This window comes from Shewanella sp. NIFS-20-20, assembly GCF_019209865.1.
GTDB lineage: Bacteria > Pseudomonadota > Gammaproteobacteria > Enterobacterales > Shewanellaceae > Shewanella.
In genome coordinates this window covers 39,463-63,767 of record NZ_JAHUTT010000011.1, presented here as the reverse complement: position 1 = coordinate 63,767, position 24,305 = coordinate 39,463, and the positions used below count along the sequence as shown (strand labels likewise).

24 protein-coding genes are annotated in these 24,305 nt (G+C 45.9%); 19 read left to right on the top strand and 5 right to left on the bottom strand.

What is annotated here, in order from left to right; translation table 11 throughout:
- The first annotated feature begins 112 nt into the window (after nt 1-112).
- The 5 genes from nrdD (at nt 113) to KU855_RS05745 (ending at nt 5,044) form a co-directional block, all read left to right on the top strand.
- The gene (gene nrdD, locus KU855_RS05765) at nt 113-2,230 is read left to right on the top strand and encodes an anaerobic ribonucleoside-triphosphate reductase (RefSeq protein ID WP_218529354.1); all 2,118 of its coding nucleotides are present in this window, start codon (nt 113-115) and stop codon (nt 2,228-2,230) included.
- 61 nt (nt 2,231-2,291) lie between these two features.
- Entirely contained in the window at nt 2,292-2,777 is a 486-nt protein-coding gene (gene nrdG, locus KU855_RS05760; protein WP_218529353.1) for an anaerobic ribonucleoside-triphosphate reductase-activating protein, read from the top strand.
- A gap of 90 nt (nt 2,778-2,867) precedes the next feature.
- Nucleotides 2,868-3,224, top strand: coding sequence for a YibL family ribosome-associated protein (locus KU855_RS05755; protein ID WP_218529352.1), 357 nt, complete (start codon nt 2,868-2,870; stop codon nt 3,222-3,224).
- A 197-nt stretch (nt 3,225-3,421) separates the two neighbouring features.
- Nucleotides 3,422-4,033, top strand: a complete 612-nt coding sequence (ribA, locus tag KU855_RS05750) for a GTP cyclohydrolase II (protein ID WP_218529351.1) — start codon at nt 3,422-3,424, stop codon at nt 4,031-4,033.
- A 189-nt stretch (nt 4,034-4,222) separates the two neighbouring features.
- Nucleotides 4,223-5,044, top strand: coding sequence for a hypothetical protein (locus KU855_RS05745; RefSeq protein WP_218529350.1), 822 nt, complete (start codon nt 4,223-4,225; stop codon nt 5,042-5,044).
- A gap of 12 nt (nt 5,045-5,056) precedes the next feature.
- On the opposite strand, the gene KU855_RS05740 is transcribed toward KU855_RS05745, so the two are convergent.
- Nucleotides 5,057-5,386, bottom strand: a complete 330-nt coding sequence (locus KU855_RS05740; RefSeq protein ID WP_218529349.1) for a VF530 family DNA-binding protein — start codon at nt 5,384-5,386, stop codon at nt 5,057-5,059.
- A 318-nt stretch (nt 5,387-5,704) separates the two neighbouring features.
- On the opposite strand from KU855_RS05740, the gene KU855_RS05735 reads away from it, so the two are divergent.
- On the top strand, nt 5,705-5,944 hold the full coding sequence (locus KU855_RS05735; RefSeq protein ID WP_218529348.1) for a YecH family metal-binding protein: 240 nt from the start codon (nt 5,705-5,707) through the stop codon (nt 5,942-5,944).
- Nucleotides 5,945-5,949: 5 nt separating this feature from the next.
- On the opposite strand, the gene KU855_RS05730 is transcribed toward KU855_RS05735, so the two are convergent.
- The 3 genes from KU855_RS05730 to suhB form a co-directional block, all read right to left on the bottom strand.
- A complete protein-coding gene (locus KU855_RS05730) occupies nt 5,950-6,249 on the bottom strand; it encodes a PilZ domain-containing protein (protein ID WP_218529347.1) in 300 nt (99 codons plus the stop codon).
- 84 nt (nt 6,250-6,333) lie between these two features.
- Nucleotides 6,334-6,738 (bottom strand): phosphate-starvation-inducible protein PsiE, encoded by a 405-nt coding sequence (locus tag KU855_RS05725; protein ID WP_218529346.1) that lies wholly within the window; start codon nt 6,736-6,738, stop codon nt 6,334-6,336.
- 148 nt (nt 6,739-6,886) lie between these two features.
- On the bottom strand, nt 6,887-7,690 hold the full coding sequence (gene suhB, locus KU855_RS05720; protein WP_218529345.1) for an inositol-1-monophosphatase: 804 nt from the start codon (nt 7,688-7,690) through the stop codon (nt 6,887-6,889).
- Nucleotides 7,691-7,846: 156 nt separating this feature from the next.
- Between suhB and trmJ the strand changes: the two genes are divergently transcribed.
- The 12 genes from trmJ to KU855_RS05660 all read left to right on the top strand — a co-directional run bounded on the left by trmJ (nt 7,847) and on the right by KU855_RS05660 (nt 22,562).
- Nucleotides 7,847-8,581 (top strand): tRNA (cytosine(32)/uridine(32)-2'-O)-methyltransferase TrmJ, encoded by a 735-nt coding sequence (gene trmJ / locus KU855_RS05715; RefSeq protein ID WP_218529344.1) that lies wholly within the window; start codon nt 7,847-7,849, stop codon nt 8,579-8,581.
- A gap of 10 nt (nt 8,582-8,591) precedes the next feature.
- A complete protein-coding gene (gene cysE, locus KU855_RS05710) occupies nt 8,592-9,413 on the top strand; it encodes a serine O-acetyltransferase (protein ID WP_218529343.1) in 822 nt (273 codons plus the stop codon).
- 184 nt (nt 9,414-9,597) lie between these two features.
- On the top strand, nt 9,598-10,059 hold the full coding sequence (gene iscR, locus KU855_RS05705; RefSeq protein WP_218529342.1) for a Fe-S cluster assembly transcriptional regulator IscR: 462 nt from the start codon (nt 9,598-9,600) through the stop codon (nt 10,057-10,059).
- A gap of 79 nt (nt 10,060-10,138) precedes the next feature.
- Nucleotides 10,139-11,353: an IscS subfamily cysteine desulfurase gene (locus KU855_RS05700; RefSeq protein WP_218529341.1), complete on the top strand. Its 1,215-nt coding sequence runs from the start codon at nt 10,139-10,141 to the stop codon at nt 11,351-11,353.
- A gap of 46 nt (nt 11,354-11,399) precedes the next feature.
- Complete coding sequence (gene iscU, locus KU855_RS05695; protein ID WP_218529340.1) at nt 11,400-11,786, top strand: Fe-S cluster assembly scaffold IscU; 387 nt, start codon at nt 11,400-11,402, stop codon at nt 11,784-11,786.
- 2 nt (nt 11,787-11,788) lie between these two features.
- On the top strand, nt 11,789-12,112 hold the full coding sequence (gene iscA, locus KU855_RS05690; protein WP_218529339.1) for an iron-sulfur cluster assembly protein IscA: 324 nt from the start codon (nt 11,789-11,791) through the stop codon (nt 12,110-12,112).
- A gap of 9 nt (nt 12,113-12,121) precedes the next feature.
- Nucleotides 12,122-12,646, top strand: a complete 525-nt coding sequence (gene hscB / locus KU855_RS05685; RefSeq protein ID WP_218529338.1) for a co-chaperone HscB — start codon at nt 12,122-12,124, stop codon at nt 12,644-12,646.
- A gap of 64 nt (nt 12,647-12,710) precedes the next feature.
- Entirely contained in the window at nt 12,711-14,570 is a 1,860-nt protein-coding gene (gene hscA, locus KU855_RS05680) for a Fe-S protein assembly chaperone HscA (protein ID WP_218529337.1), read from the top strand.
- A 9-nt stretch (nt 14,571-14,579) separates the two neighbouring features.
- Complete coding sequence (gene fdx / locus KU855_RS05675) at nt 14,580-14,915, top strand: ISC system 2Fe-2S type ferredoxin (RefSeq protein WP_218529336.1); 336 nt, start codon at nt 14,580-14,582, stop codon at nt 14,913-14,915.
- A gap of 304 nt (nt 14,916-15,219) precedes the next feature.
- A complete protein-coding gene (gene ndk / locus KU855_RS05670) occupies nt 15,220-15,651 on the top strand; it encodes a nucleoside-diphosphate kinase (RefSeq protein ID WP_218529335.1) in 432 nt (143 codons plus the stop codon).
- 1,224 nt (nt 15,652-16,875) lie between these two features.
- A complete protein-coding gene (locus KU855_RS05665; RefSeq protein WP_218529334.1) occupies nt 16,876-19,545 on the top strand; it encodes a TonB-dependent siderophore receptor in 2,670 nt (889 codons plus the stop codon).
- Between the two features lie 401 nt (nt 19,546-19,946).
- A complete protein-coding gene (locus tag KU855_RS05660; RefSeq protein ID WP_218529333.1) occupies nt 19,947-22,562 on the top strand; it encodes a TonB-dependent siderophore receptor in 2,616 nt (871 codons plus the stop codon).
- Nucleotides 22,563-22,621: 59 nt separating this feature from the next.
- Here the strand turns inward: KU855_RS05660 and KU855_RS05655 are convergent, their stop codons facing one another.
- Nucleotides 22,622-23,578 (bottom strand): tRNA-dihydrouridine synthase, encoded by a 957-nt coding sequence (locus tag KU855_RS05655; protein WP_218529332.1) that lies wholly within the window; start codon nt 23,576-23,578, stop codon nt 22,622-22,624.
- Between the two features lie 229 nt (nt 23,579-23,807).
- Between KU855_RS05655 and KU855_RS05650 the strand changes: the two genes are divergently transcribed.
- Complete coding sequence (locus KU855_RS05650) at nt 23,808-24,260, top strand: hypothetical protein (protein WP_218529331.1); 453 nt, start codon at nt 23,808-23,810, stop codon at nt 24,258-24,260.
- Nucleotides 24,261-24,305: the final 45 nt, after the last annotated feature.

The following is a 24,305-nucleotide window of genomic DNA, read 5'->3' as shown; positions in this document are numbered from 1 at the left end:
CAAGGTTTTTTTCGTCGGCTTGGCGCCTAATACGCTACATATTGTGTTTGGGTTGCGAAGTGCCACTATATCTAGTGCGTATTTTCATCATCAGTCGGAGAGATAACTAATAATGCCAGTTGTGATTAAGCGAGACGGTTGCCGTACTTTATTTGACGAAACCAGGATCAAGGATGCAGTGATAGCCGCAACTCAATCGGCAGGCATTGAAGACATGGATTATGCAGCTTCAGTCGCCGCAGGCGTGAGTGCTAGCGTTGCTCATCTGGAAGAAGTTGAAATCGCTTGTTTACAAGATGCTGTTGAAAATGCGCTGATGGAAGGCCCTTACAAAGAAGTGGCACGTCATTATATTGAATATCGCCATGATCGCGATATTCGACGTGAGTCGACCAGTCGTTTAAACCTCGAAATTAAAGGCTTGGTTGAGCAAAGTAACCCCGCCTTACTCAATGAAAACGCCAATAAAGATGCCAAGGTTATCCCAACTCAGCGTGACTTATTAGCGGGCATTGTTGCCAAGCATTATGCTACCCGTTATTTACTGCCAAAAGATGTGGTCGCAGCCCATGAAGCCGGTGAAATTCATTATCACGATTTAGACTATTCACCATTTTTCCCGATGTTTAACTGTATGCTGATTGATTTAGCGGGCATGTTGACCCAAGGGTTTAAGATGGGCAATGCCGAAATTGAAACGCCTAAGTCGATTTCAACGGCCACGGCGGTCACCGCCCAGATCATTGCGCAAGTGGCGAGCCATATTTATGGCGGCACTACCATTAACCGTATCGATGAAGTGTTAGCGCCATTTGTGACTAAGAGTTATCAAAAGCATTTAGCCATTGGTATTGAGTGGCAGATTGCTGATCCTGAGGCCTTTGGTCGTGCCCAAACTGAGAAAGAATGTTATGACGCATTCCAATCGTTAGAGTATGAGGTCAACACCTTGCATACGGCTAACGGTCAAACCCCATTTGTAACCTTTGGCTTTGGCTTAGGCACCAGTTGGGAATCTCGTTTAATCCAACAATCGATGATGAAAGTCCGGATCGGTGGTTTAGGTAAGAATCGTAAAACCGCGGTGTTCCCTAAACTGGTGTTTGCGATTCGTGATGGGGTTAATCACAAAGTCGGTGATGTTAATTACGATATTAAACGTATGGCACTGGAATGCGCGACCATGCGCATGTACCCAGACATTTTAAATTATGAACAAGTTGAGCGCGTGACCGGCTCCTTTAAGACTCCAATGGGCTGTCGCAGTTTCCTTGGCACCTATGAGGAAAATGGCGAGCTGATCCATGAAGGCCGCAATAACTTAGGTGTCGTCAGCTTGAACTTACCTCGGATTGCGCTAGAAGCCCAAGGCGATGAAGCCGAGTTTTATCGAATTTTAGATGCCCGTTTGCTGGTGGCTAGAAAAGCCTTAGACACGCGAATTGAGCGGTTAAACGGTGTCAAAGCGCGCGTGGCTCCAATTTTATATATGGAAGGTGCTTGTGGGGTGCGTTTAGGACCCGATGACGATATTGCACCAATTTTCAAACATGGCCGCGCTTCCATTTCATTAGGTTACATTGGTCTGCACGAAACCATTAATGCGCTTTATGCTGATCAAGGGCATGTATTTGACAGTGAACAATTACGTCAAAAAGCCATCGATGTCGTCAAATACTTACGGGCTGCAACCGATAGTTGGAAAGCCGAAACCGGATACGGGTTTAGCTTATACAGTACACCGAGCGAAAGCTTATGCAGCCGATTCGCCAAAATAGATACCAAGGCCTTTGGCGTGGTGGCCGGTGTGACCGACAAAGGCTATTACACCAACAGTTTCCATTTGGATGTGGAAAAGCAGGTGAATCCTTACGATAAATTGGAGTTTGAGCGCCCATACCCTGAAATTGCCAGCGGTGGATTCATTTGTTACGGCGAATACCCTAACATGCAGCACAACATCGAAGCGCTGGAAGACGTATGGGATTACAGTTATTCACGTGTGCCTTACTATGGCACTAATACGCCGATAGATGAATGCTATGATTGCGGATTTACCGGAGAGTTTAGCTGCACGAGTAAAGGCTTTACTTGCCCTAAATGTGGTAATCATGAGCCGAGTCGAGTGTCAGTGACCCGCCGCGTGTGTGGTTATTTAGGCAGTCCCGATGCCAGACCATTCAACTACGGTAAGCAAGAAGAAGTTAAGCGCCGAGTTAAACACCTCTAACTAGTTGTTTCTTGGTGTTATAAGTAAAGCAATGGGCGCCAATGGCGCCCTTTGAGGTTATATGAATTATCATCAATATTACCCACTGGATGTGATTAACGGCCCAGGAACGCGCGCCACCCTGTTTGTCTCTGGCTGTGAGCACCAATGTCGAGGGTGTTATAACCAAAGCACTTGGCGTCCCGATTCTGGCCATGTGTTTGATGATGCCATGGTGCAACAGATTATTACCGATCTCAATGACAGCCGCATTAAACGCCGAGGTCTCTCACTGAGCGGCGGCGATCCCTTGCATCCGGCCAATTTAGCAAGCATTGAAGCGCTATTACGCCAAGTTAGGCTCGCTTGCCCTGGCAAGGATGTGTGGTTGTGGACCGGCTATGAATTTGCCACATTGACGCCAGCGCAACAAGCTGTGGTGGATCTGATCGATGTCTTAGTCGATGGTAAATTTGAGCAGGCATTAGCAGACCCCAGTTTACGTTTTCGTGGCTCGAGTAATCAGCAAATTCATTATTTGTCGGCTTTGGCTCAGTCTTGTCGTTAAAACAGACTGTTTCTCAGGCGACAGGCAGTGTTATAATCAGCGGACAAACAGCATTTAACCGCTGTATTTTTTGATCCCTAAGGTATTACCATGAATTTGAAAGAAGAACTGCAACAGCTCAATGATAAGCTGGACAAGTTTCGCCGTAAATTGGCCGTGGCAGAACAGCGCGGTGATGCGGGTGTTATTTTGCAGTTTAAACGCGAAATCGCCACTGTGACCAAGCGTATTGCTAGCATCAAGGGTCAGCAAGACCGTTTGCTAGGTAAAGAAGGTCAAGAAATCAAAAGTTTACCATTCAAGCGTGAATTAACCTCTAAAGAGCAAGCCGATATGGGCCAGCTCAAAAAGTCAGTGAAAGGATTAGTTGTGGTTCATCCAATGACTAAGCTCGGCCGCCAAATGGGCTTAACCAAAGTCACTGGGTTTGCTCCTCAAGCTTTCTAATGATGATAACCCACTAGAGGTCATGCCAATCTTGAGGTTGGTGTCACCCTCAGAGTTAACGCTTTCCAGTGAGTGTTGATGGAGTTAGAGTTTTCCCATTAGTGGATGACTTTATTTCAACACTCTGTTATATAAAGGATTTCTTTTCAACGGATTGATAAGAATTCAAAGGATAGAGCTATCGTTAAGGTTTACACATGTCGATTAATTATGTCGCTACCTCGAAATTACCGACCCCTTGGGGTGTCTTTGCTATGCACGGTTTTGCGGATACTGAAACCGGTAAAGAGCATGTCGCATTAACGTTTGGTGAATGGACCGAGCAAACCCCGCTATTAGGTCGTATTCATTCTGAATGTCTGACCGGTGATGCCCTATTTAGCCTGCGTTGTGATTGCGGTTTTCAACTACAAACGGCCATGCAAAATATTGCGGAAGCAGGCCAAGGTTTCATCCTATATTTGCGTCAAGAAGGCCGAGGCATTGGCTTACTCAATAAAATTCGCGCTTACCAACTGCAAGATCAAGGGGCTGATACCGTTGAGGCCAATGAGCAATTGGGCTTTGAAGCCGACATGCGTCGCTACGATATGATCGCGCCAATGTTTGAGCATTTAGGCATTGATAAAGTGAAGCTAATGACTAATAACCCAAGAAAGGTTCATGCACTTAGTGCGTTAGGCATTGAGGTGGTGGAGCGCGTTCCACTGCAAGTGGGTAAAAATCGTTATAACGAAGATTATTTAAAAACTAAATCAACCCAGTTAGGTCATCTAATGAGTGAATATCATTTCAACGATGATCTGTAACTGGCCCCGAGTCGCCGCACTGCCGAGCACAGAGTGGCGACTATTGCTGTTATCCTTGTGGTGTACCTATAAAATTCCCTCCGATAATCAGAATTTTACTTAACCTTAGCGTTTTCTGATTTATCATTAACCCACGGCTTTACTGATCTAATAATAATCTCATCGGTAAGACTCTTGGAGCTTTGGTTAATGAAACAACCCCGAATAATGTTAATGGCACTCATTTGCCTGACTTCCAGTGTGATGGCGCAAACTGGCGATAGCCAAAATGCCAGTGACGCTCATTTTGCATTCGCCAGTTATCTTGGCAGTGGCATTTACCGCACTAGCGGTCAGCAAGCAGCGGTGCTTAATTTACCGCTTGCGGTCAACCTGGAAGAAGATACAGAGCATCGACTCGACTTACGTTTGCCGATGTCATTTGGCTTTTTTAATTATCAATGGCAAGACTTACCTGACGGCGATTTACCTGCCAATATTGGTACTGCCACGTTCACCCCAGGGATTGAGTACACTTGGTATGTTAACTCGCAGCTGTCATTAGAGTCCTATCTTGATTTAGGTGCCGGTTGGAACTTTAGTGAAGATAGGCAGGTGGGTATTTTTTCCACCGGCGTCAGCAGTCTGTATCGGATGGCGCCTGCACAAGATGCAGCCATGTGGGTTTCGCGCCTTTATACTGCGGGCTATAACGACAATAGCCGTGATCAAAGTGAGTCTTATGCCGTGTTACATTCTGGCATCGATTGGCCCTTGGCCGAGGGCTGGAGCTGGCATCAACACCAGTTTCAACCGCGGGCTTTTGTGGCGGCCTACTGGTATTTTACGCCGCTGCAGTTGCGCACGATGGATGATAATCTATTTGTACGTAACGGCATAGAATTTGGCTTGAGTTTCGCTATCGATCCCGTGCCTGAATGGCTCGGGGTTTCCATCAGTCGGCTCGGATTGAGCTATCGCTATGCCAATGGCTTAGAAGTATGGCGACTGATTTTTGATTTCCCTTTCTAGCCGCCCACTAGGTTATTTTTTTCCCCAAATATGCGAATTAATCCCGGCGGCCGAGGTGGGGCTGGTTTTATGTTGGGATTTTTGGGGCGCGGTTTGGGTATGCACGGCAAGTAAGTGCGCTGGCAGCTCGAGCTGATGCGTGGTTAAGTACAGGATCTCTAACTTATCGCGGGCCCACTGGGTTTTACGTAAAAATTTTAGGCTTGATTTAATACTTGGATTATCGCTAAAGCAATTGACTCGGATCTTCTGATAAAGACCTTCCCAACCTAATTGGCGTTGTAAGTCAGTTAAAATGGCTTCTAAGGTAAGGCCGTGTAAAGGATTGTTAGCTTGATTCATGATTAACTCAGCAAAAAGTGAGTGGTCATTATAGCAAAAAAGCACACAGGACCAAGGTTCTGTGTGCTTTTTGTTAGGCGAGAGGATATGGTGTTGACCGACGCAGCGCCCGTCATCTTATCGCAGTTATGTGCAGGTCTTCGCGCAGTGATACTCGGGCTGCAACCCCTAGACATTGCTGGGTGAGCAGCGCAATGTCTGACCGACGGCATACTTGAGTGATTGCTGATTATCGTGCAGATTTTTGCGGTAGATCAGAGATCAAGTCAACAAAGACTGGTAACATGCAATAAATTTATATGTTTAAGGTGGAAACGAATGACACGTTCAATTCATGGTCACAAAGTGATGGATTTTATGGTGGAGCTGGGTGGGTTGACCGAGGCCGAGTTAATCAGCGCGATAGAGGCTCACTTTGGTGATAGCCAGCGCTTTCATACTTGTAAAGCCAATGATCTAAATGCCCAGGAGTTACTGGCATTTTTGAAAATGAAAGGCAAATTAGTCGCCAGCGGCTCGCATTGGCAGCTGGCTGCCGGTCAGCAATGTGACCATTAAGGCGGTTATGCGTCAGCCTCAAACTCAACAGCGATAAAATATTGCTGCTCAAGCGGACTGACGCGCAGTACTTGGCCATTGATCCTACGGGGATTAGGGCTATTTGACTGTAAGACCACGGTCAATTGACTGCCTATGGCAAATGGCAGACTGCAGACAAAGCTGGACCCTAAGCGTGAAACATCGGAATGCTTGGCGATAATTTGTTGCTCTTGGCCATCTTGTCGCCAAACAATCAAGAGATCGCTGGCTTCCATATCGATGCGCACTGATTGACGTTGCTCGTTAAATCCTTGAATAGTCAATGTCAAAATCCTTTTGTGAAAAATTCAAAGATATGAGTTGTGAAGCGCTGATGCAAATAAAAAAACGGCCTGAGGCCGTTTTTTTTAATCGTCGCTGTCAGGCGTTTTAGGATAGGGCAGTTTTAATTGACCCCAACGGATCACGATCACCGTGCCGGCAAGCACTATGGTGGATAATGAAATGGCGGCAATGCGCCAATCATCCATGCTCTTCATATCGAGGATCAGATAGCGAGCTAAGGCGACAATGGCAATATATACCGGCATACGAACCGGTAATTTACCGGATTCGATATAGTTAGACACCATGGCTAAGACTTCAAGGTAAATAAACAGTAGCAAGAGATCCGCTAAGGCCACCATACCCACCTTAAAGATATGGACAATTTCTTGACCAATCGCCACTATGGTAGCAATGGCGATGATGGCAAGCACCAGATGTTCTACAACCTTGATACTTTTAATCCCAGTCCTACGTACGCGTCCCATGTCATCACTCTCAAAAAATAGATAGGCTATCCATGGTATCAGTATCCTTAAAAATTGTGACATCAAGGGTGTGATCTAGATCGTTATTCTTAATTTTTGGCAATAAAAAACCGCCTAGCGGCGGTTTTAACAGCGATTAGTTCATCACTTAGCGCTTAAGCGCTTCGTTTAAATGAGGACGGAAGGTCTTCACTAAGTTGCTGGTCACTTTCGGTGAACCAGCCACGATGTTGCCTGAGGTCAGGTAGTTATGACCACCAGTGAAATCGGTGACTGTGGCACCCGCTTCGCGGCAAATTAAGTCACCGGCAGCGATATCCCATGGCTTTAAGCCTAACTCGAAGTAACCTTCAACGCGGCCAGCAGCCACGTAAGCTAAATCTAATGCGGCTGAACCGGCGCGACGAATATCAGCACATTGATTGAAGACTTCACCTAACATAGCGAAATAGCTTTCAGTGTGTTGACGGGCTTTAAATGGAAAACCGGTGGCAATGATGGCACTGCTTAAGTCGTTTGATTGACCCACACGAATACGGCGGTCATTGAACTTAGCACCTTGACCACGAACGGCAGAAAACAGCTCGTCACGTACTGGATCATAAACCACAGCGACTTCAGTCTTGCCTTTGATTTGTAACGCGATAGACACAGCGAAATGAGGAATACCTTTAACAAAGTTATTGGTACCATCCAGTGGGTCTACAATCCAGATATAATCATTATTGGTACCGCGATTTTCACCGTTTTCTTCACCCACGATAGTGTGATCAGGGTAAGATTTACGAATTTGGTACACGATCGCTGATTCGGCTTCTTTATCGACATTAGTAACGAAGTCATTCATACCTTTGGCACTGACTTCAATTTTGTCTGAGTCGTGATAAGCACGCATAACGGTTTGGCCGGCGGCGCGGGCAGCGCGGACGGCGATGGTCAGCATCGGATGCATTGCATTCCCCTGGATGTAAAAGAACGAAAAAATAACCGCGAGATTATACCCAAATATTCAGTTATATCAAATGCTGATTTTGCACTAAATAAACAAACTCGGCTGTGATAAACTTTTACTCTTATAACTCATTGTCTGTGAAAATTATTCTATCTTATGCTCAGTAATATCCGTGTTGTATTAGTGGGGACATCCCACCCAGGAAATATAGGTTCGGTGGCTCGCGCCATGAAAACCATGGGGTTATCTAACCTTTATTTGGCTGAGCCTCGGGTCGAACCTGATGGTCAATCTGTGGCATTAGCGGCAGGTGCTTCAGATATCCTCAAACACTTGGTCACCGTAGATTCGTTAGCCGATGCCATTAAAGATTGTTCACTGGTGATTGCGACCTCTGCTCGCAGTCGGACCTTAGACTGGCCGATGTTGGATCCCAGACAAGCCGGTGAAAAATTAGCGTCCCAAGCGATTCAAGGACCTGTCGCCATTGTTTTTGGACGTGAGAATCACGGCCTAAGTAATGAAGAATTACAGCAGTGCAATTACCATGTCTGTATTCCCGCGAATCCAGAATACAGTTCGTTAAACCTTGCCCAAGCGGTGCAGCTGATTTGTTATGAAACGCGGGTATCACATTTAGCTCAGCTAGCGGCTGAGGCTCCGCCAGAGGCGGCGACTGAATACCCATTAGCCGATGATCAAGAGCGCTTCTTTGTACACTTAGAACAAACCTTGTTGCGTACTGGATTCATCGTTAAAAATCATCCTGGTCAAGTCATGACTAAATTACGTCGTTTATTCACTCGGGCACGTATTGAAGCCCATGAGATGAATATTTTACGTGGCATTTTGACCTCGATAGATAAAAAGGTCTCTGATAAGCAAAAGTAAGGAAGTATCCATGGGGATCAAGACAAGATTGCAAGAAGATATTGCGTCTATTTATGATAGGGATCCTGCTGCGCGCAGCACTGTGGAGATCTTATTCAATTATCCAGGGATGCATGCCATTTGGATACATAGGGTCAGTCATCGCTTATGGCGGGCCAATTGGCGTCTGAGTGCGCGTTTACTCTCAACCTTTTCGCGGTTTTTGACTGGGGTAGAAATTCATCCCGGCGCCACCATAGGTCGACGCTTTTTTATCGATCATGGCATGGGGGTGGTTATCGGAGAAACCGCCGAAATTGGTGATGATTGCACCTTGTACCATGGGGTGACCTTAGGCGGGACGAGTTGGCAAGCCGGTAAGCGTCACCCGACCTTGAAAAACAATGTCGTTGTTGGCGCCGGCGCAAAGATTTTAGGGCCAATAACCATGCACGATGGTGCGCGGGTAGGCTCAAACTCGGTGGTGGTCAAAGATGTTGAAGTCGACACCACGGTCGTGGGGATCCCTGGACGCATGGTGGCTAAGGCGACCACCCAACAAACTGAACAGTCCGAGCGCCGCAGCGCCATGGCCAAAAAGTACGGTTTTGATGCCTATGCGGTATCTCCGGATAATCCTGATCCTGTCGCCAATGCCATCGGCCAGATGCTCGATCATATGCACTTGATGGATTCTAAGGTTCAGGACTTGTGCAAAGTGGTTGAAACTCTAGGCGGCGATGTCTGTACTGAACGCTTACCCCAACTGGATGTTGGTGAGTTTAATGAAGCCGAAATTGCGGCCGCACAGAAGCGGCAAAAATCCTTAGATGAGTTTGATCCCATAATCTGAGCACAGACACGATTAAATAGTCTGACAAGATTGAAACTTTGACCAGAAAAGGGTTAAATACCCCAGCTAAATTACGGGGTATTAGCTGACATAATGTCCTAGTATTTTACTCAGGTAAATACTTGACTAAAATGCTAGGTTATGTTGAAATGCTCACCAATAACCGTTGGGAGCAGTAGTTGTTATGAAATTAACCTCGAAAGGACGTTATGCCGTCACTGCCATGCTGGATGTTGCCATTCACTCAGCCAATGGTCCGGTACCATTAGCCGATATTTCTGAACGTCAAGGTATCTCTTTATCATACCTTGAACAATTGTTTGCCAAATTACGTAAACAAGGTTTAGTGGCCAGTGTCCGTGGACCAGGTGGAGGGTATCGCTTAGGCCAAGATGCTGATGCGATTACTGTTGCTATGGTGGTAGGTGCGGTCGATGAATCCGTAGATGCAACGCGATGTCAAGGTAAGGGTAACTGCCAAGGTGGCAACCGCTGCCTAACTCACTCGTTATGGGGTGACTTGAGCAAACAGATATCAGATTTCCTTGATGGTATCAGCCTTGCTGGACTAATGCAGAAACGCGACGTACAGGTGATCTCAGTCAAGCAAGACGAACGACACTTGAAACATCGTGCCAGTGCATGATAATCGCAACCTAATCAACATTTTTTTTGTACGTAGTAGACAATCGCAATGATGCCGATTGTAAAGTACGGAGTGTGAAATGAAGCTTCCTATATATCTCGATTATGCCGCTACCACCCCTGTTGATCCGCGTGTGGCTGAAAAAATGATTCAGCATATGACCATGGATGGCGTGTTTGGTAATCCTGCGTCACGTTCTCACCGTTACGGTTGGCAAGCAGAAGAGGCGGTTGATAACGCCCGCAACCAGATAGCTGATCTTATCAATGCCGATCATCGCGAAATTGTATTTACCTCCGGTGCGACTGAATCAAGCAATTTAGCCATTAAAGGGGTTGCCCATTTTTATCATAAAAAGGGTAAGCACATCATTACCAGCAAGACTGAGCATAAGGCCACGTTAGATACTTGCCGTCAGCTTGAGCGTGAAGGCTATGAAGTAACCTACCTTGAGCCAGATAGTCATGGGATTATTTCATTGGCGCGCTTAGAAGAAGCGATGCGCGACGACACCATTTTGTTGACCTTAATGCATGTCAATAATGAAATCGGTGTGGTGCATGACATTGAAGCAATTGGTGAATTATGCCGTGCCAAGAAAGTCATTTATCACGTCGATGCAGCGCAAAGTGCGGGTAAATTACCGATTGACTTGCAAACCGCCAAGGTCGACTTGATGTCGATTTCCGGTCACAAAATGTATGGTCCTAAAGGGATCGGTGCCTTGTATGTGAGCCGTAAACCACGCATTCGTTTAGAAGCACAAATGCACGGTGGTGGTCATGAGCGCGGAATGCGTAGTGGCACTTTAGCAACCCATCAAATTGTCGGTTTAGGTGAGGCTGCTGCCGTCGCTAAACAAGATATGTTAAGTGATGGACAACGTATTTTAGCTCTGCGTGACCGCCTGTGGGATGGCATCAAAGATATCGAAGAAACCTACATCAATGGCGATATGCAGCACAGATATCCAGGTATTTTCAATGTCAGCTTCAACTTTGTTGAAGGTGAATCCTTGATGATGGCGTTGAAAGACTTGGCCGTATCCTCTGGTTCTGCCTGTACCTCAGCCAGTTTAGAGCCTAGCTATGTTTTGCGAGCCTTAGGCTTGAGTGATGAAATGGCTCACAGCTCTATTCGATTCTCCATTGGTCGTTTTACCACTGAAGAAGAAATTGATTATGCCATCGACACCATTCGTGCCTCGATAGGCAAATTGCGTGAAATGTCACCTTTGTGGGAAATGTTTAAAGACGGTATCGATTTAAGCAAGGTGCAATGGGCTCATCATTAATCAGACGCCCTAAGATTTAGCAATACTACAGAATTGGAGCAGAACCATGGCTTACAGCGAAAAAGTAATAGACCATTATGAAAACCCTCGTAACGTGGGCGCCTTTGATAAGGATGACCCATCCGTCGTGACTGGTATGGTAGGTGCGCCTGCTTGCGGTGACGTAATGAAGTTGCAACTGAAAATTGACAATAATGGCGTGATCCAAGATGCCAAATTCAAAACTTACGGTTGTGGCAGTGCCATCGCATCAAGTTCATTAGTGACTGAGTGGGTTAAGGGCAAAACCATTGCCGAAGCCTCAGAAATTAAAAACACCGATATCGCTGAAGAATTAGCGTTACCACCGGTAAAAATTCATTGCTCGATTTTGGCAGAAGATGCCATTAAAGCAGCATTGGATGAATACAAGTCTAAGCACGCAGCGGAGTAATCATGGCGATTTCGATGACACCCTCCGCGGTATCTCGGGTGAAAGCATTCCTCGAAAACCGTGGTAAGGGCATTGGCTTACGCTTGGGGTTACGAACCTCAGGCTGTAGCGGCATGGCATATGTCATTGAGTTTGTTGATGAACTTAATGATGATGATCAAGTGCATAATGTCGACGGCGTGAACATCATTATTGATGCTAAAAGTGAAATATATTTACAAGGCATCGAGCTTGATTTCGTTAAAGAAGGCCTCAACGAGGGCTTTAAATTTAACAATCCCAACGCCAAAGGCGAATGTGGTTGTGGTGAAAGCTTTACGGTATAAGCGTGTCTTATGAATTATTTTGAGTTATTTGCGCTACCCGTTAATTTCGCGATAGATAAACAGTCACTCAGCGAGCGTTATCGTGAGCTACAGCGAACCGTGCACCCAGATACTTTTTCAGCCGGTAGTGAGCAGGATAAACGGATAGCATTGCAACGGACGGCGCAAGTCAATGACGCTTATCAAACATTGCGACACCCGGTGAGTCGTGCTGAACATATGTTGTTGCTCAAGGGCCAAGATATTCAGCACGAAACGACTACAGTCAAAGACATGGCGTTCTTAATGCAGCAAATGACGTGGCGCGAAGCCTTAGCGGAGATACCTTCCGCTCAGGTGCCTGAAGATAATATTGCTGAATTAGCCGATGAATTTACGCGTTATCAAGGTGAGATTATTGGCCAACTTGCCATTAAGTTGGCCAGTTCACAGCCGCAAGACTTAACCATTGCAGTGGACTTGGTACGTAAGCTTAAATTCATGAATAAGTTGCAGGATGAACTCAGTCGAGCAGAAGATGCTTTGTTCGATTAATCCTGTATAAAGAGTTGCCATTGAGGCTCAACCTTGTTGAGCCTTTATTATAAGAGTTATCACTATGGCCTTACTGCAAATTGCCGAGCCTGGTCAGAGCGCCGCGCCGCATCAACATCGACTCGCCGCCGGTATCGACTTAGGTACCACTAATTCCCTCGTTGCCGCTGTTCGAAGTGGCCAAGCAGATACCCTCGCTGATAGCCAAGGCCGTCATGCCTTACCGTCCATTGTGCGTTACTGCGAGCATTACGTTGAAACGGGTTATCGTGCCGCCAATGCTTCAGCGCAAGATCCGCAAAATACCATTGTCTCGGTTAAACGCTTTATGGGGCGCAGTCTGGCGGATGTGCTCAGTAACGACAGCCACCATGCTTATCAATTCAGCGCCAGCGACAATGGCTTGCCATTATTTAACACTATTCAAGGGGCAGTAAACCCTATTCAAGTGTCTGCCGAAATTCTTAAACCTTTGGTTGCTAGAGCAGAAGAAACCCTTGGCGGTAAGCTGGAAGGTGTGGTGATTACCGTCCCCGCCTATTTCGATGATGCCCAGCGTCAAGGCACCAAGGATGCTGCAAATTTATTAGGCCTTAAAGTGTTAAGGCTACTTAATGAACCCACCGCAGCAGCCATTGCTTATGGTCTTGATTCGGGTCAGGAAGGGGTCATTGCCGTCTATGATTTAGGCGGCGGGACCTTTGATATTTCAATTTTACGTCTGCATAAAGGTGTGTTTGAAGTTATGGCCACCGGTGGCGACTCTGCGCTCGGTGGTGACGATTTCGACCATTTACTGGTGCAGTATCTGGTTGAACAATGGCAGTTAACCACTGACAATCACCAAGTAAATCGCCAATTGTTGATTGAGGCGCGCCGTATTAAAGAAGCCTTGAGCGGATCAGCAGTGGTTGAGGCAACGCTTGATAGCGACAGTGGTCATTATCAATGTGAGGTTTCCCGCGAGCTATTAAATCGCTTGATTGAGCCGTTAGTTAAAAAAACCATTGCTGCGTGTCGTCGGGCTTTGCGTGATGCTGATATCAGTGCGGATGACGTGCTTGAGACTATTATGGTCGGCGGTTCAACTCGGGTGCCTTTAGTGCGTGAGCGCGTGGCGGACTTTTTTGGAAAGCCAGCGCTGACTTGCATAGATCCCGATCGGGTCGTGGCCATTGGAGCCGGCATTCAGGCCGATATTTTGGTGGGCAATAAACCTGAATCTGAACTATTGTTGCTCGATGTGTTGCCTTTGTCCTTGGGGATTGAAACCATGGGCGGCTTAGTGGAGAAGGTGATTACGCGTAACACCACTATCCCAGTATCACGTGCCCAAGAATTTACGACCTTTAAAGACGGTCAAACCGCGATGGCATTCCATGTCGTGCAAGGTGAACGCGAGTTAGTCCAAGATTGTCGTTCATTGGCCCGTTTCACCTTGAACGGCATTCCGCCACTGGCGGCCGGTGCGGCACATATTCGCGTGACCTTTCAGGTGGATGCCGATGGTTTGCTCAGTGTTACCGCCATGGAAAAATCGTCGGGTGTTCAATCCAGTATTCAGGTTAAACCCTCCTTTGGATTAAGTGAAAATGAAATCAGCACGATGCTCAAAGATTCATTGAATCATGCCAAATCTGACATAGAATTGCGGATGTTGACTGAGCAAAAAGTGGAAGCGGCACGGGTGATTGAATCTCTAACCTCAGCGTTAGCTAAAGATGGGCAGTTACTATCATCGAGTGAGCATGCCGCTATCACCGCGGCGATGCAAGCACTTGCCAGCGCGGCAAGTGGTGATGATGCCAAGGCGATTACAGATGCCATTGAGGCGGTCGATGTGCAAACCCAAGAGTTTGCTGCGCGCCGTATGGATAATTCTATAAAGACGGCTTTAACCGGCCAATCTGTTGATAATATATAGGTAAGAACTATGCCACAGTTAGTTTTTCTTCCTCATGAAGAATTGTGTCCGCAAGGTGCGGTTGTTGAAGCTGAAGTCGGTGAATCCATTCTTGATGTGGCTTTACGCAATGGCATTTTAATTGAGCATGCCTGTGAAAAGTCATGTGCATGCACAACCTGCCATGTCGTTGTGCGTGAGGGCTTTGATGAATTAGAGCCCAGTGACGAGTTAGAAGATGATATGTTGGATAAAGCTTGGGGGCTCGAGCCTGAGAGCCGTTTATCTTGCCAAGCTAAGGTCGTTGATTGCGATATGGTAATCGATATCCCTAAATACACCATCAATATGGTGAGTGAAGGCTAATGCTTCTGTGAATTGAATTATCCCCGCATGCGGGGATTTTTTTTGTCAAAAATTCAGCTAGGAGTCATGGCGGCGCGATGGCTAGCGCCAAAGCGGCATAAATGGATCGGCGCCAGCGCCGTTCCGGCTACATCAGTGAACGATAAATCAGTGCATACTTAAGTGTGTGCGCAAGGTCTAGCTGGCTATTGGGGTGTATGTGAAATAAATCACACATTTTTTTGTTATAAAGATAGGATTCAATACGTTAATTTCGTATAATCCGCGCGGAATTGATAACCCCTACTTAAAGGAAGACACAAAAATGGCGATCGAACGCACCTTTTCTATCATTAAGCCTGATGCCGTAGCGAATAACCACATCGGCGCTATCTATAGCCGTTTTGAGTCTGCAGGTCTGAAAATTGTAGCCTCTAAAATGGTTCATTTGACCAAAGAGCAGGCTGAAGGTTTTTATGCTGAGCACAGCGAGCGTCCTTTCTTTGGCGCGTTAGTGGCCTTTATGACGTCTGGCCCTATCATGGTTCAAGCGTTAGAAGGCGAAAATGCAGTACTGGCTAATCGTGAGATCATGGGTGCAACGAATCCAGCTGATGCTGCTCGTGGTACTATCCGTAGCGATTTTGCTAGCAGCATCGATGAAAACGCAGTTCATGGCTCAGATGCATTAGCTTCTGCTGAGCGTGAAATTGCCTATTTCTTTAGCAACGATGAGTTGTGCCCACGCACTCGCTAATCGCTATTGATATCGTAAAAAGGAGCCTACTGGCTCCTTTTTTTGTGGCTTAACAGTGAGCCTGCGTTGGCATAGCCAATGGTTGCGTCACTGCCTGCGGGGTAACGGCTCCTTCCTCTCTCTTTGCTCATGGCAGCTATTATTTGTGCCTGTCAAAACACTAACGCATCACTCTGGGCATAGTGCAATGCCAGCGCGTATTTCTGCGCCACCGAACCCTCATCCCATCATCTTACTACGCAGTTAATTGCTGCGGCGGCTTTTCGATTTTAGTTATGATGTTTGATTAGCGGACGCAACACGCCATTGCTCAGATGTTAAATAAACTAGTCACGGTCATTTATTATCTTGCCGGCAATGATTAATACTACCTTAGTTAATTATGAGAGCTCATAGTTGAGGAATGTCCCTATATTAGCTAGAGTCGCGGCGTTAACATGATTGGGTAAATTGTTCATCGCGTTTGAGATGACTTATATATAACCCGATGTAAGGGGACACCCATAATCGGTAAAATATATTTTATGTCACATGGCTACTATCTGGCCATATGGCGATTTTTGGCCAGCTAGTTGTCAATGAAAACGAGCTGTGGCGATGAGGATAGTGCTTTATCTTATTATTTAACGCTAGAACATAGTTAGTAATGATTAATCTGCAAAAATGTCGATAAATTTGGGCAGTTTTTTGTAAAACATTCAGCGTTATCCAAATGTTGCTAAATGTTGATGTCATCAAATACAAGGCCTGATGGTGCCTGTGGCGTTTTCTGTTTCAACACCGATACTCACTGTTCTGAAGGTTGTCGTAAATGGCTATCTTGAAAGAATTTCATGTTCAACCTAAGTATTTAGCAGCTTAACTTTGCTAATTAACGCCAATTGCGATGAGTAATCCCTCTATTTCATTGAGAGCTAAGTCACAAATTTATCAATAAGGTTAACTGGGGTTGGCTTGCGAAAAATGTTAATTGTAATTAATTTGTGTTAATTAAATATCGCTAAAGTTCCCTTGCTGACTGTCTTCGCTGTTGTATCTGGTTATTTGGCGATATAAATTACGCGCTTGTCGCAACAAAAAATCAATTAACACCGATTGTATGTAACAAAATTTAATGTTGATCTTAGGCTTGTTATTGATAAGTATCTATTACGGAAGGTCTGGTTATTAAAATAATAAGTTTCGGTATAGCTTCCTGTTATCGAAATAAAGGGAAAGAATATTATGTCAACGCAAACTGCTGTATCTAAGGCTGTACGTCTTAGTTTGTTTGCTTTAGTTTCTTCATCTGCGGCAACCATTGCCCATGCTGAAACTGAGCAAGTAGGTGCCAATGTCGAACGTATAGAAGTGACGGGGTCACGTATTCAACGTACCGATATGGAAACTTCATCACCAGTGACAGTGATCAGCAAAGCTGAAATCGATGCCTCTGGGGTCGCGACTGTCTCTGATTTTGTACGCAATCTATCGCAAAACAGCTTTGGCTCTTTCCGTGATGCATCAGGATTTGGTGCCGGCCAATCTTCACAATCAACAGTTAGTATGCGCGGCCTTGGCCCTCAACGTACTTTGATCCTAATTGACGGTCGTCGTATGGGCTCATCAGTCGCTTTTGGTGGCGGTACCCAAAACCTTAACGTTGTTCCTATGGCGGCGGTCGAGCGCATTGAAGTGCTGCGCGATGGTGCCTCGGCAGTGTATGGCTCGGATGCGGTTGCTGGCGTAATTAACATCATCACCAAAAAAGAATATGAAGGCGTTGAGATTGATGCTGAACAGGGGATCACGCAACATGGCGGCGCAGAAAATACCAGCGTGCGCATGACCTTTGGCGCCGTCACTGATAGCACCAATATTGTTGCTTCGGTTGAGTATTTTAATCGTTCACCGCTGTACGATAGTGATCGTGATTTCAGCAGTGAAATGCTCAGTTCCTATGGTTGGCCAGGTACCGGCTCATATGTTGATAAAAGTAAGCCAAAACTAGATAAGGATGGCAAGCCTGTCCTTGGCGCTGATGGCACGCCGCAGTATGAAACCGTTTCTTTCGCTGATGCCCGCTGTGATGGATCAGAAAATTCTCAATTGATCACCGACAGCAAAGGTAACACTGTGTGCGGCTATAATGCTGCTGCTGACTCTGCCACCATGGCGGCCCAAGAGCGTTTTTCTACCTTCGTTAAGGTAGATCATGCCATTACCGACGATATCAATTGGACTAACCGTTTGATGATGACCCGTGTATGGACCGAAGGTCAGTATGCCGGTGCACCAAACAGTAATAGCCCAACCCTTAAACACACTGATGCGAACTCAGATATCTATATGGCCACTATCGACAAATACGGTAGCCAATGGTTAAAGGATCAAGTCGCCGCGGGCAACTATGTTGATATCGACTTAAAAATGCGTACGACGCCATTAGGCCCACGTATTACCAAAGTTCAAGATTCAGATATTAACTTCTTAACGGCTTTAGATGGCTATGCCGATTTACTCGGTGGCATGACCTGGGGTGTTGGCGCGCAATGGATCCGCTCTGATGTGAGTTCAGTGCAGTCGGGTGCGGCAAATGCCACAGTGATCCAAGAGTTGCTCGATGGCGGTAAGCTTGACTATTTTGCGGCAGGCAGCGGTTATGTTGACGGCAGCAATGAGGCCGCAATTCAAGCGGCAGGTCATACGGCATTGTTTAATGGTCGAGTCCAGACCTACGGTGTCGATGGTGGCTTTAGCATCGATTTATTTGATATACCCAATGGCACCATCCCATTGGCAATTGGGTTTGAGTGGAACCGCACTGAATATGAGAAGATTTATGACTTGGCATCAAACCAAGGCAATATCGTCGGTAGCTCAGGTGGTGACATTATTACCGGTAAAAGTCGTGAAGTCTGGTCAATATCAGCCGAAACCATTATTCCGGTGTTAGACAATTTAGATGTAGAGCTGTCGGCTCGTTTCGATGATTATAGCGATTTTGGCAATACCTTTAATCCAAAGGCTGGCATCAGCTATCGTCCATTCGATTCCTTGTTGCTGCGTGCATCCTACGGTACAGGCTTTAGAGCCCCTACCTTTGACGACTTATATACGGGTCAATCGGAAACCTTCTTGTGGGCATCTGATTGGGCATCATGCCCATCGCCAACTGACTGTGCGAGAGAACAGTATAAAGCTTTCTACCAAGGTAATGAGGAGTTAGAGCCAGAAGAATCAACGTCGCTATCGATGGGGATGGTGTGGAATATTACTGATGAATTAGATTTTGAATTATCCTACTACGATATTCAAATTGACAATGTTATCAGCACTTTATCATCACAAGATGTGTTTAACTTAGAACGTGATGGCTTTGATGTGTCTGAGATGCTATTCCGTGATGCTAATGGCGAAGTTGAGCGCCTACTGTTACAAAAGCTAAATTTAGGTGAGTTGAAGACTCGCGGGATTGATTTTAACCTGCGCTATTTATTAGCGACACAAGTGGGTGACTTTAACTTCGGCGCCGAAACCAACTATGTGTTGAGTTGGGAAGCCAAAGATGGTCCAAATTCACCGATGGAAGATATCGTGGGTGAAACTGATCAGCCGCAATTCCGTATCAACTTGAGTTCGACCTGGACTCATAATGAGTGGGAAGCATCATTATTCGCTCGTTACACAGCTGAACAAGAAGATGCGGACTATGGCACCACTGATGGCCAGTGGATCGTAGATACCCAAGTTGGCTATTACTTGCCATGGAATGGCAAGATCAATTTTGGTATTCGTAACTTGTTAGATGAAGAGCCACCATTTAATTATGAGTTAGGTTTCCCATTCTATAGTACGAGCTTGTATGATCCGATTGGTCGTGAATATTATTTGCGCTACAATCAGAAGTTCTAAATCTTATTAGAATGAAAAATAAAAAAGCCAGCATCACGCTGGCTTTTTTATTTTTATTTATTTTTGCTTTTTAACTGAATTTGAGTTGTGCGTTATTTAACCATCACCATTTTAATGCTTGATACAATTACACTCGGGTGTTGATTTTGTGTGAATATTGTTATTTGGGCATGGTGATCAATAAAAACCTAAGTAATTGTTTAAAGTGGAATTTAATATTTCAATCCCTAACATTGTTAATTATCATCACGAAATCGAATAAATCGTGATAAATATCACAAAATATCATTGACTCCCCAGCCTTTATTTAACATCATCATTGCAATCGTGCGATATACGATTACATAAATATAAAGACAAAGTTGTATTTGACTAACCCTAGTCAAATTTTGGAGGCAAGCATGGTAGCAATGAATTTAACGGCAAAAGCGGTTCGTCGCTCGTTATTATTAGTCGTATCAACAAGTACCATTTTTAGTAATGTAAGTTACGCACAAACAACATCAGAAAATGTAGAGCGCATTGAAGTTACCGGTTCGCGTATTCAACGAGCCGATATGGAAACGGCTAGCCCAGTAACAACCATTGATGCCAGTGCCATTAAGGCCAGCGGAGCTACCTCGATTGATGAAGTGTTGCAAAAAATGACGGCCACTGGCGGTGCGATGACCAACCCAGGGATTAACAATGGCTCTCAAGGCAATGCCTCTATTAACCTGCGCGGTTTGGGCTCACAGCGTACTTTAGTGCTGGTAAATAGTCGTAGGATGGTCAACTCGGGCACCGGCGCCGCGTCCACTGTTGATTTGAATACCATTCCCGTGTCTATGATTAAACGCGTTGAAGTGCTCAAAGATGGCGCGTCGGCAGTTTACGGTTCAGATGCCGTAGCCGGTGTGGTCAACATTATTTTGGTCGATGATTTTGAAGGGTTCGACATCAACCTGCAAAACGGGATATCAGGTCAGGGCGACGCAAAAGAATTGAGTGTTGATATTACCTTAGGGGCTAATTTTGACCGCGGTAATGTTGTGATGGGCATGCAGTATATGGATCGTGGCAGCGCTTCGATGGCTGACCGTGACTTCTCTGAATGTCCGATCGCCGAGCGAGATGCCGCTATTGGGGGCAAAGAACTGTATTGTGGTGGTAGCAGCTATACTCCCGGCGGGCATATTTGGGGACCGAAAGGCCGCGATCAGTTACAAGGGGCGGCAGATGGCAGTTGGCACAAGTTTGGTGATGATGATAAATACAATTATTCAACCACCAGTTACTTATATACGCCGATGCAACGCTTGAATCTGACGGCATTGGCTAACTACGAGCTCACGGCTGATTCGCGCTTATTTGCTGAAGCCATGTTTACCAAACGTTGGTCATCACAGCAAATGGCGCCGCAGCCCATTTGGACGAATACCTTCACATATACTGAAGCCATGGGTGATAGCTTACTGGCTCACGGATACCAATACGGTGATGAACTGGATTATGGTCGCCGTATGTCAGATATTGGCAACCGTGAATTTAGTCAAGTGGTCGATACTGCAAGGGTCGTGCTAGGCGTTGATGGTTATCTTGATAATGGCTGGAACTGGGATGCCTCAGTGAACTTCGGTCGTAACGACTCAGTCGATCGTTTAGCGAACCTGCTTAATATGGGCAGTATTAACGAAAGAATTGATAACGGTAGCTTTAATCCCTTAGATCAAAACGCTTGGAGCAAAGAGAGCTTAGATGGGGACATTTATACTGAGTTAAATTCAGGTGGCAGTGAGATGTTCATTCTCTCCGCCAATATTGCCGGTGAAATCATGGAGCTACCGGCCGGTTATTTAGGTTTCGCCGCGGGGCTTGAACATCGCCAAGAAAAAGCTTGGTTTATCCCTGACTCGTTAACCTCGCAAGGGTTAGCCAATGATCCCAAGGTTGAACCCACAGGTGGGGAGTATGATGTTAATGAAGCATACCTTGAATTAGCCATCCCACTGCTCAGTGACTTACCCTTGGCACAGCAAGTGGATTTGAGTGCTGCCGTTCGGGTATTTGATTACAGTACCTTTGGCTCAGACAGTACCTGGAAATTAGGCTTAACCTGGCGCCTTGTGGATGATTTGATGTTACGTGGTGTGGCCTCAACGGCCTTTAGAGCGCCGTCTGTTGATGAACTCTATGGTGGCGAATCGCCCTCATTTGATGATGTAGAGCATCCCGTAGGCCAAGATCAAGCGGAGGTGACCCGCGGTGGTAACGTTAACCTGACACCTGAGCAAGCCGATATTCTTACTGCCGGTTTTGTCTATTCACCCGCTTGGTTTGACGGTTTTTCGATGACGGCCGACTACTACAATATTGAGGTGACTAACTCGATTGCTTTAGTTGATTCACAATATATTGTTAATCAGTGTATGGATGCTCAAGGTAATCCATACAATAGCAGCACCGCATTATGTCAGTCAGCCGCGATTAAAATGGGCCCTGGCAACCGGATCATTTTCAACAACCAACTGCAAAACATAGGCGCGGAAAATACCTCAGGGGTTGATATTAACTTAGCCTACACGTTTGAAGCCTTGGGTCTTGATTGGCGCACTGGCGTCGACACGACAATTCTATTAGAAAATGAGTCGGTAATCTTGGGTGAAGCCATTGATTATGCTGGATTAATTACTTCTGGCAGCGGTGGTTTCGCTAAATACAAGAGCAATGTTAACTTAGGGGTTCAAGCGGACGAGTGGACGGCTAACTATCAAGCCAGATACATTGCGGGCATGGACAGTTATGCTTGCGTTAATGATACATCTAAGTGTTATGCGCCAACCACTGGAAGCGTGATCTATCATGATCTGTCGGCCAGTTACTTCTTGCCGCAGGGTTGGAAAATCTCTGGTGGCATCAATAACCTGTTTGATAAGGCACCACCTTATTATTCATATAACAATGATTCCAATACCGATCCTTATAGCTACGATACCTTAGGCCGCTATTTCTATCTGCAACTTAGCTTGAAGATGTAATCTTTTAGCGTAATAAAAAGCCCAGAAAATTTTCTGGGCTTTTTAGGTCTAGTCATTGACTAATCGTTTGCTAATTCGGCCTTGGCGGCACGAAGACTCGTGACAATCGCGTCAGTTTCTTTAAAGACTCTTAATTGTCTAAACAAGGTATCTGCTTGGGCGTATTGGCGGTTTAAATAGGCAAACCATTGCTTGACTCGCGAGGGATAATAGCAACTTTTGCGGCCATTGAGTTCTCGTTCTGAGTAAGACAGCATCAAATCTAAGGTCTGTTGCCAATCAAAAGGCGTGTCATTATTTTTGATACACGCGGCCAAATTGGGCAATGAAATTGCACCGCGGCCAATCATAACGCTGTGGCATCCCGTGATCGCTTGGCAGCGCTTGGCATCGTCTGCCGACCAGATTTCGCCGTTAGCAATCACTGGAATGGAAAGGGCTTGACGTAAGTCGGTAATGTATTCCCAGTAGGCCGGCGGTTTATAACCATCGACCTTGCTGCGGGCATGCACGGCCAATTCGTCGGCGCCGGCTTCAGCAATGGCCAAAGCATTTTCCATATAAAGACTACGATCATTAAAGCCCAGCCTGATTTTGGCAGTGACGGGCTGTTCTGGCGCTACCGCATCTCGCATGGCTTTGACGATGGCGTACAGTTGCTCTGGGTATTGAAGCAACACCGCGCCACCATTGCTTTTGTTTACCATTTTGGCCGGACAACCAAAATTGATGTCCACGCCATGGGATCCAAGTTCCACGGCTTTGACTGCATTGGCGGCCACATAATCGGGATCTTGACCTAATAATTGGACTCTAACCGGGGTTCCAGAGGGGGTAAACCCTTGGTGATGTAACTCTGGACAGAGGCGATAAAATACCTTGTCAGGTAGGATTTGATCGGTGACACGAATAAATTCAGTCACCATTAAATCATAGGGATTGATGCTGGAAAGAATGTCACGCATTAATGCGTCAACGACCCCTTCCATTGGCGCCAGTATTACCCGAGTTTTCATAAATATCTGTGATTGTTTTCAATAGCCGCACATTTTACCTCATGGCAAATCGTTGGCATAGTCTTGCTTTATTCTGTAACTGTGCGATAACAATTGAAGCGGGGTGTTGTTAAAGTTTGCAACAATTGAGTAATTCGCGAAATTTATTTCTACCGCCGAGGGTCTATTAGCTCAAGTTCATAGCAAGCCATGCTAGTGAACGTCAATCATCAATTAAGAGGGAAATATTATGAGTTCAGTGAAAAAAACCGCAGTAGCTGTCGCTTTAGGTTCAGTCATGATGACCGGAGCGTTGTCGGTTCAAGCCCAAGAGCAAGCACTATTCGGTTTTGAACAAATGACATCTGGTTACCAGTTAGTTGGCGGTGAAGGCAAGTGTGGCGAAGGCAAATGTGGTGGAGATAAAAAAGCTAAAGAAGGTAAGTGTGGCGAAGGCAAGTGCGGTGAAGGTAAAGCCGCTACTGAAGGTAAATGCGGCGAAGGCAAGTGCGGTGAAGGTAAAGCCGCCACAGAAGGTAAGTGTGGTGAAGGCAAGTGCGGTGAAGGTAAAGCCGCTAAAGAAGGTAAGTGTGGCGAAGGCAAGTGCGGTGAAGGTAAAGCCGCTAAAGAAGGTAAATGCGGCGAAGGCAAGTGCGGCGGCGATAAAAAAGCCAAAGAAGGTAAATGTGGTGGCAATCACTAAGCGCTAATTATAGCCTCCTCTGTTTTAAGGGGAGGCTTAACATTG

Bases quoted from the DNA above. Each gene is read 5' to 3' on its own strand.
- nrdD (WP_218529354.1), top strand. From the start codon at position 113: ATGCCAGTTGTGATTAAGCGAGACGGTTGCCGTACTTTATTTGACGAA.
- ribA (WP_218529351.1), top strand. From the start codon at position 3,422: ATGTCGATTAATTATGTCGCTACCTCGAAATTACCGACCCCTTGGGGT.
- cysE (WP_218529343.1), top strand. From the start codon at position 8,592: ATGGGGATCAAGACAAGATTGCAAGAAGATATTGCGTCTATTTATGAT.
- KU855_RS05650 (WP_218529331.1), top strand. From the start codon at position 23,808: ATGAGTTCAGTGAAAAAAACCGCAGTAGCTGTCGCTTTAGGTTCAGTC.
- KU855_RS05725 (WP_218529346.1), bottom strand. From the start codon at position 6,738: ATGGGACGCGTACGTAGGACTGGGATTAAAAGTATCAAGGTTGTAGAA.
- suhB (WP_218529345.1), bottom strand. From the start codon at position 7,690: ATGCATCCGATGCTGACCATCGCCGTCCGCGCTGCCCGCGCCGCCGGC.
- KU855_RS05665 (WP_218529334.1), top strand. From the start codon at position 16,876: ATGTCAACGCAAACTGCTGTATCTAAGGCTGTACGTCTTAGTTTGTTT.
- hscB (WP_218529338.1), top strand. From the start codon at position 12,122: ATGAATTATTTTGAGTTATTTGCGCTACCCGTTAATTTCGCGATAGAT.
- fdx (WP_218529336.1), top strand. From the start codon at position 14,580: ATGCCACAGTTAGTTTTTCTTCCTCATGAAGAATTGTGTCCGCAAGGT.
- nrdG (WP_218529353.1), top strand. From the start codon at position 2,292: ATGAATTATCATCAATATTACCCACTGGATGTGATTAACGGCCCAGGA.
- ndk (WP_218529335.1), top strand. From the start codon at position 15,220: ATGGCGATCGAACGCACCTTTTCTATCATTAAGCCTGATGCCGTAGCG.
- KU855_RS05735 (WP_218529348.1), top strand. From the start codon at position 5,705: ATGACACGTTCAATTCATGGTCACAAAGTGATGGATTTTATGGTGGAG.
- iscA (WP_218529339.1), top strand. From the start codon at position 11,789: ATGGCGATTTCGATGACACCCTCCGCGGTATCTCGGGTGAAAGCATTC.
- KU855_RS05745 (WP_218529350.1), top strand. From the start codon at position 4,223: ATGAAACAACCCCGAATAATGTTAATGGCACTCATTTGCCTGACTTCC.
- KU855_RS05755 (WP_218529352.1), top strand. From the start codon at position 2,868: ATGAATTTGAAAGAAGAACTGCAACAGCTCAATGATAAGCTGGACAAG.
- iscU (WP_218529340.1), top strand. From the start codon at position 11,400: ATGGCTTACAGCGAAAAAGTAATAGACCATTATGAAAACCCTCGTAAC.
- trmJ (WP_218529344.1), top strand. From the start codon at position 7,847: ATGCTCAGTAATATCCGTGTTGTATTAGTGGGGACATCCCACCCAGGA.
- KU855_RS05740 (WP_218529349.1), bottom strand. From the start codon at position 5,386: ATGAATCAAGCTAACAATCCTTTACACGGCCTTACCTTAGAAGCCATT.
- hscA (WP_218529337.1), top strand. From the start codon at position 12,711: ATGGCCTTACTGCAAATTGCCGAGCCTGGTCAGAGCGCCGCGCCGCAT.
- KU855_RS05655 (WP_218529332.1), bottom strand. From the start codon at position 23,578: ATGAAAACTCGGGTAATACTGGCGCCAATGGAAGGGGTCGTTGACGCA.
- KU855_RS05660 (WP_218529333.1), top strand. From the start codon at position 19,947: ATGGTAGCAATGAATTTAACGGCAAAAGCGGTTCGTCGCTCGTTATTA.
- KU855_RS05700 (WP_218529341.1), top strand. From the start codon at position 10,139: ATGAAGCTTCCTATATATCTCGATTATGCCGCTACCACCCCTGTTGAT.
- iscR (WP_218529342.1), top strand. From the start codon at position 9,598: ATGAAATTAACCTCGAAAGGACGTTATGCCGTCACTGCCATGCTGGAT.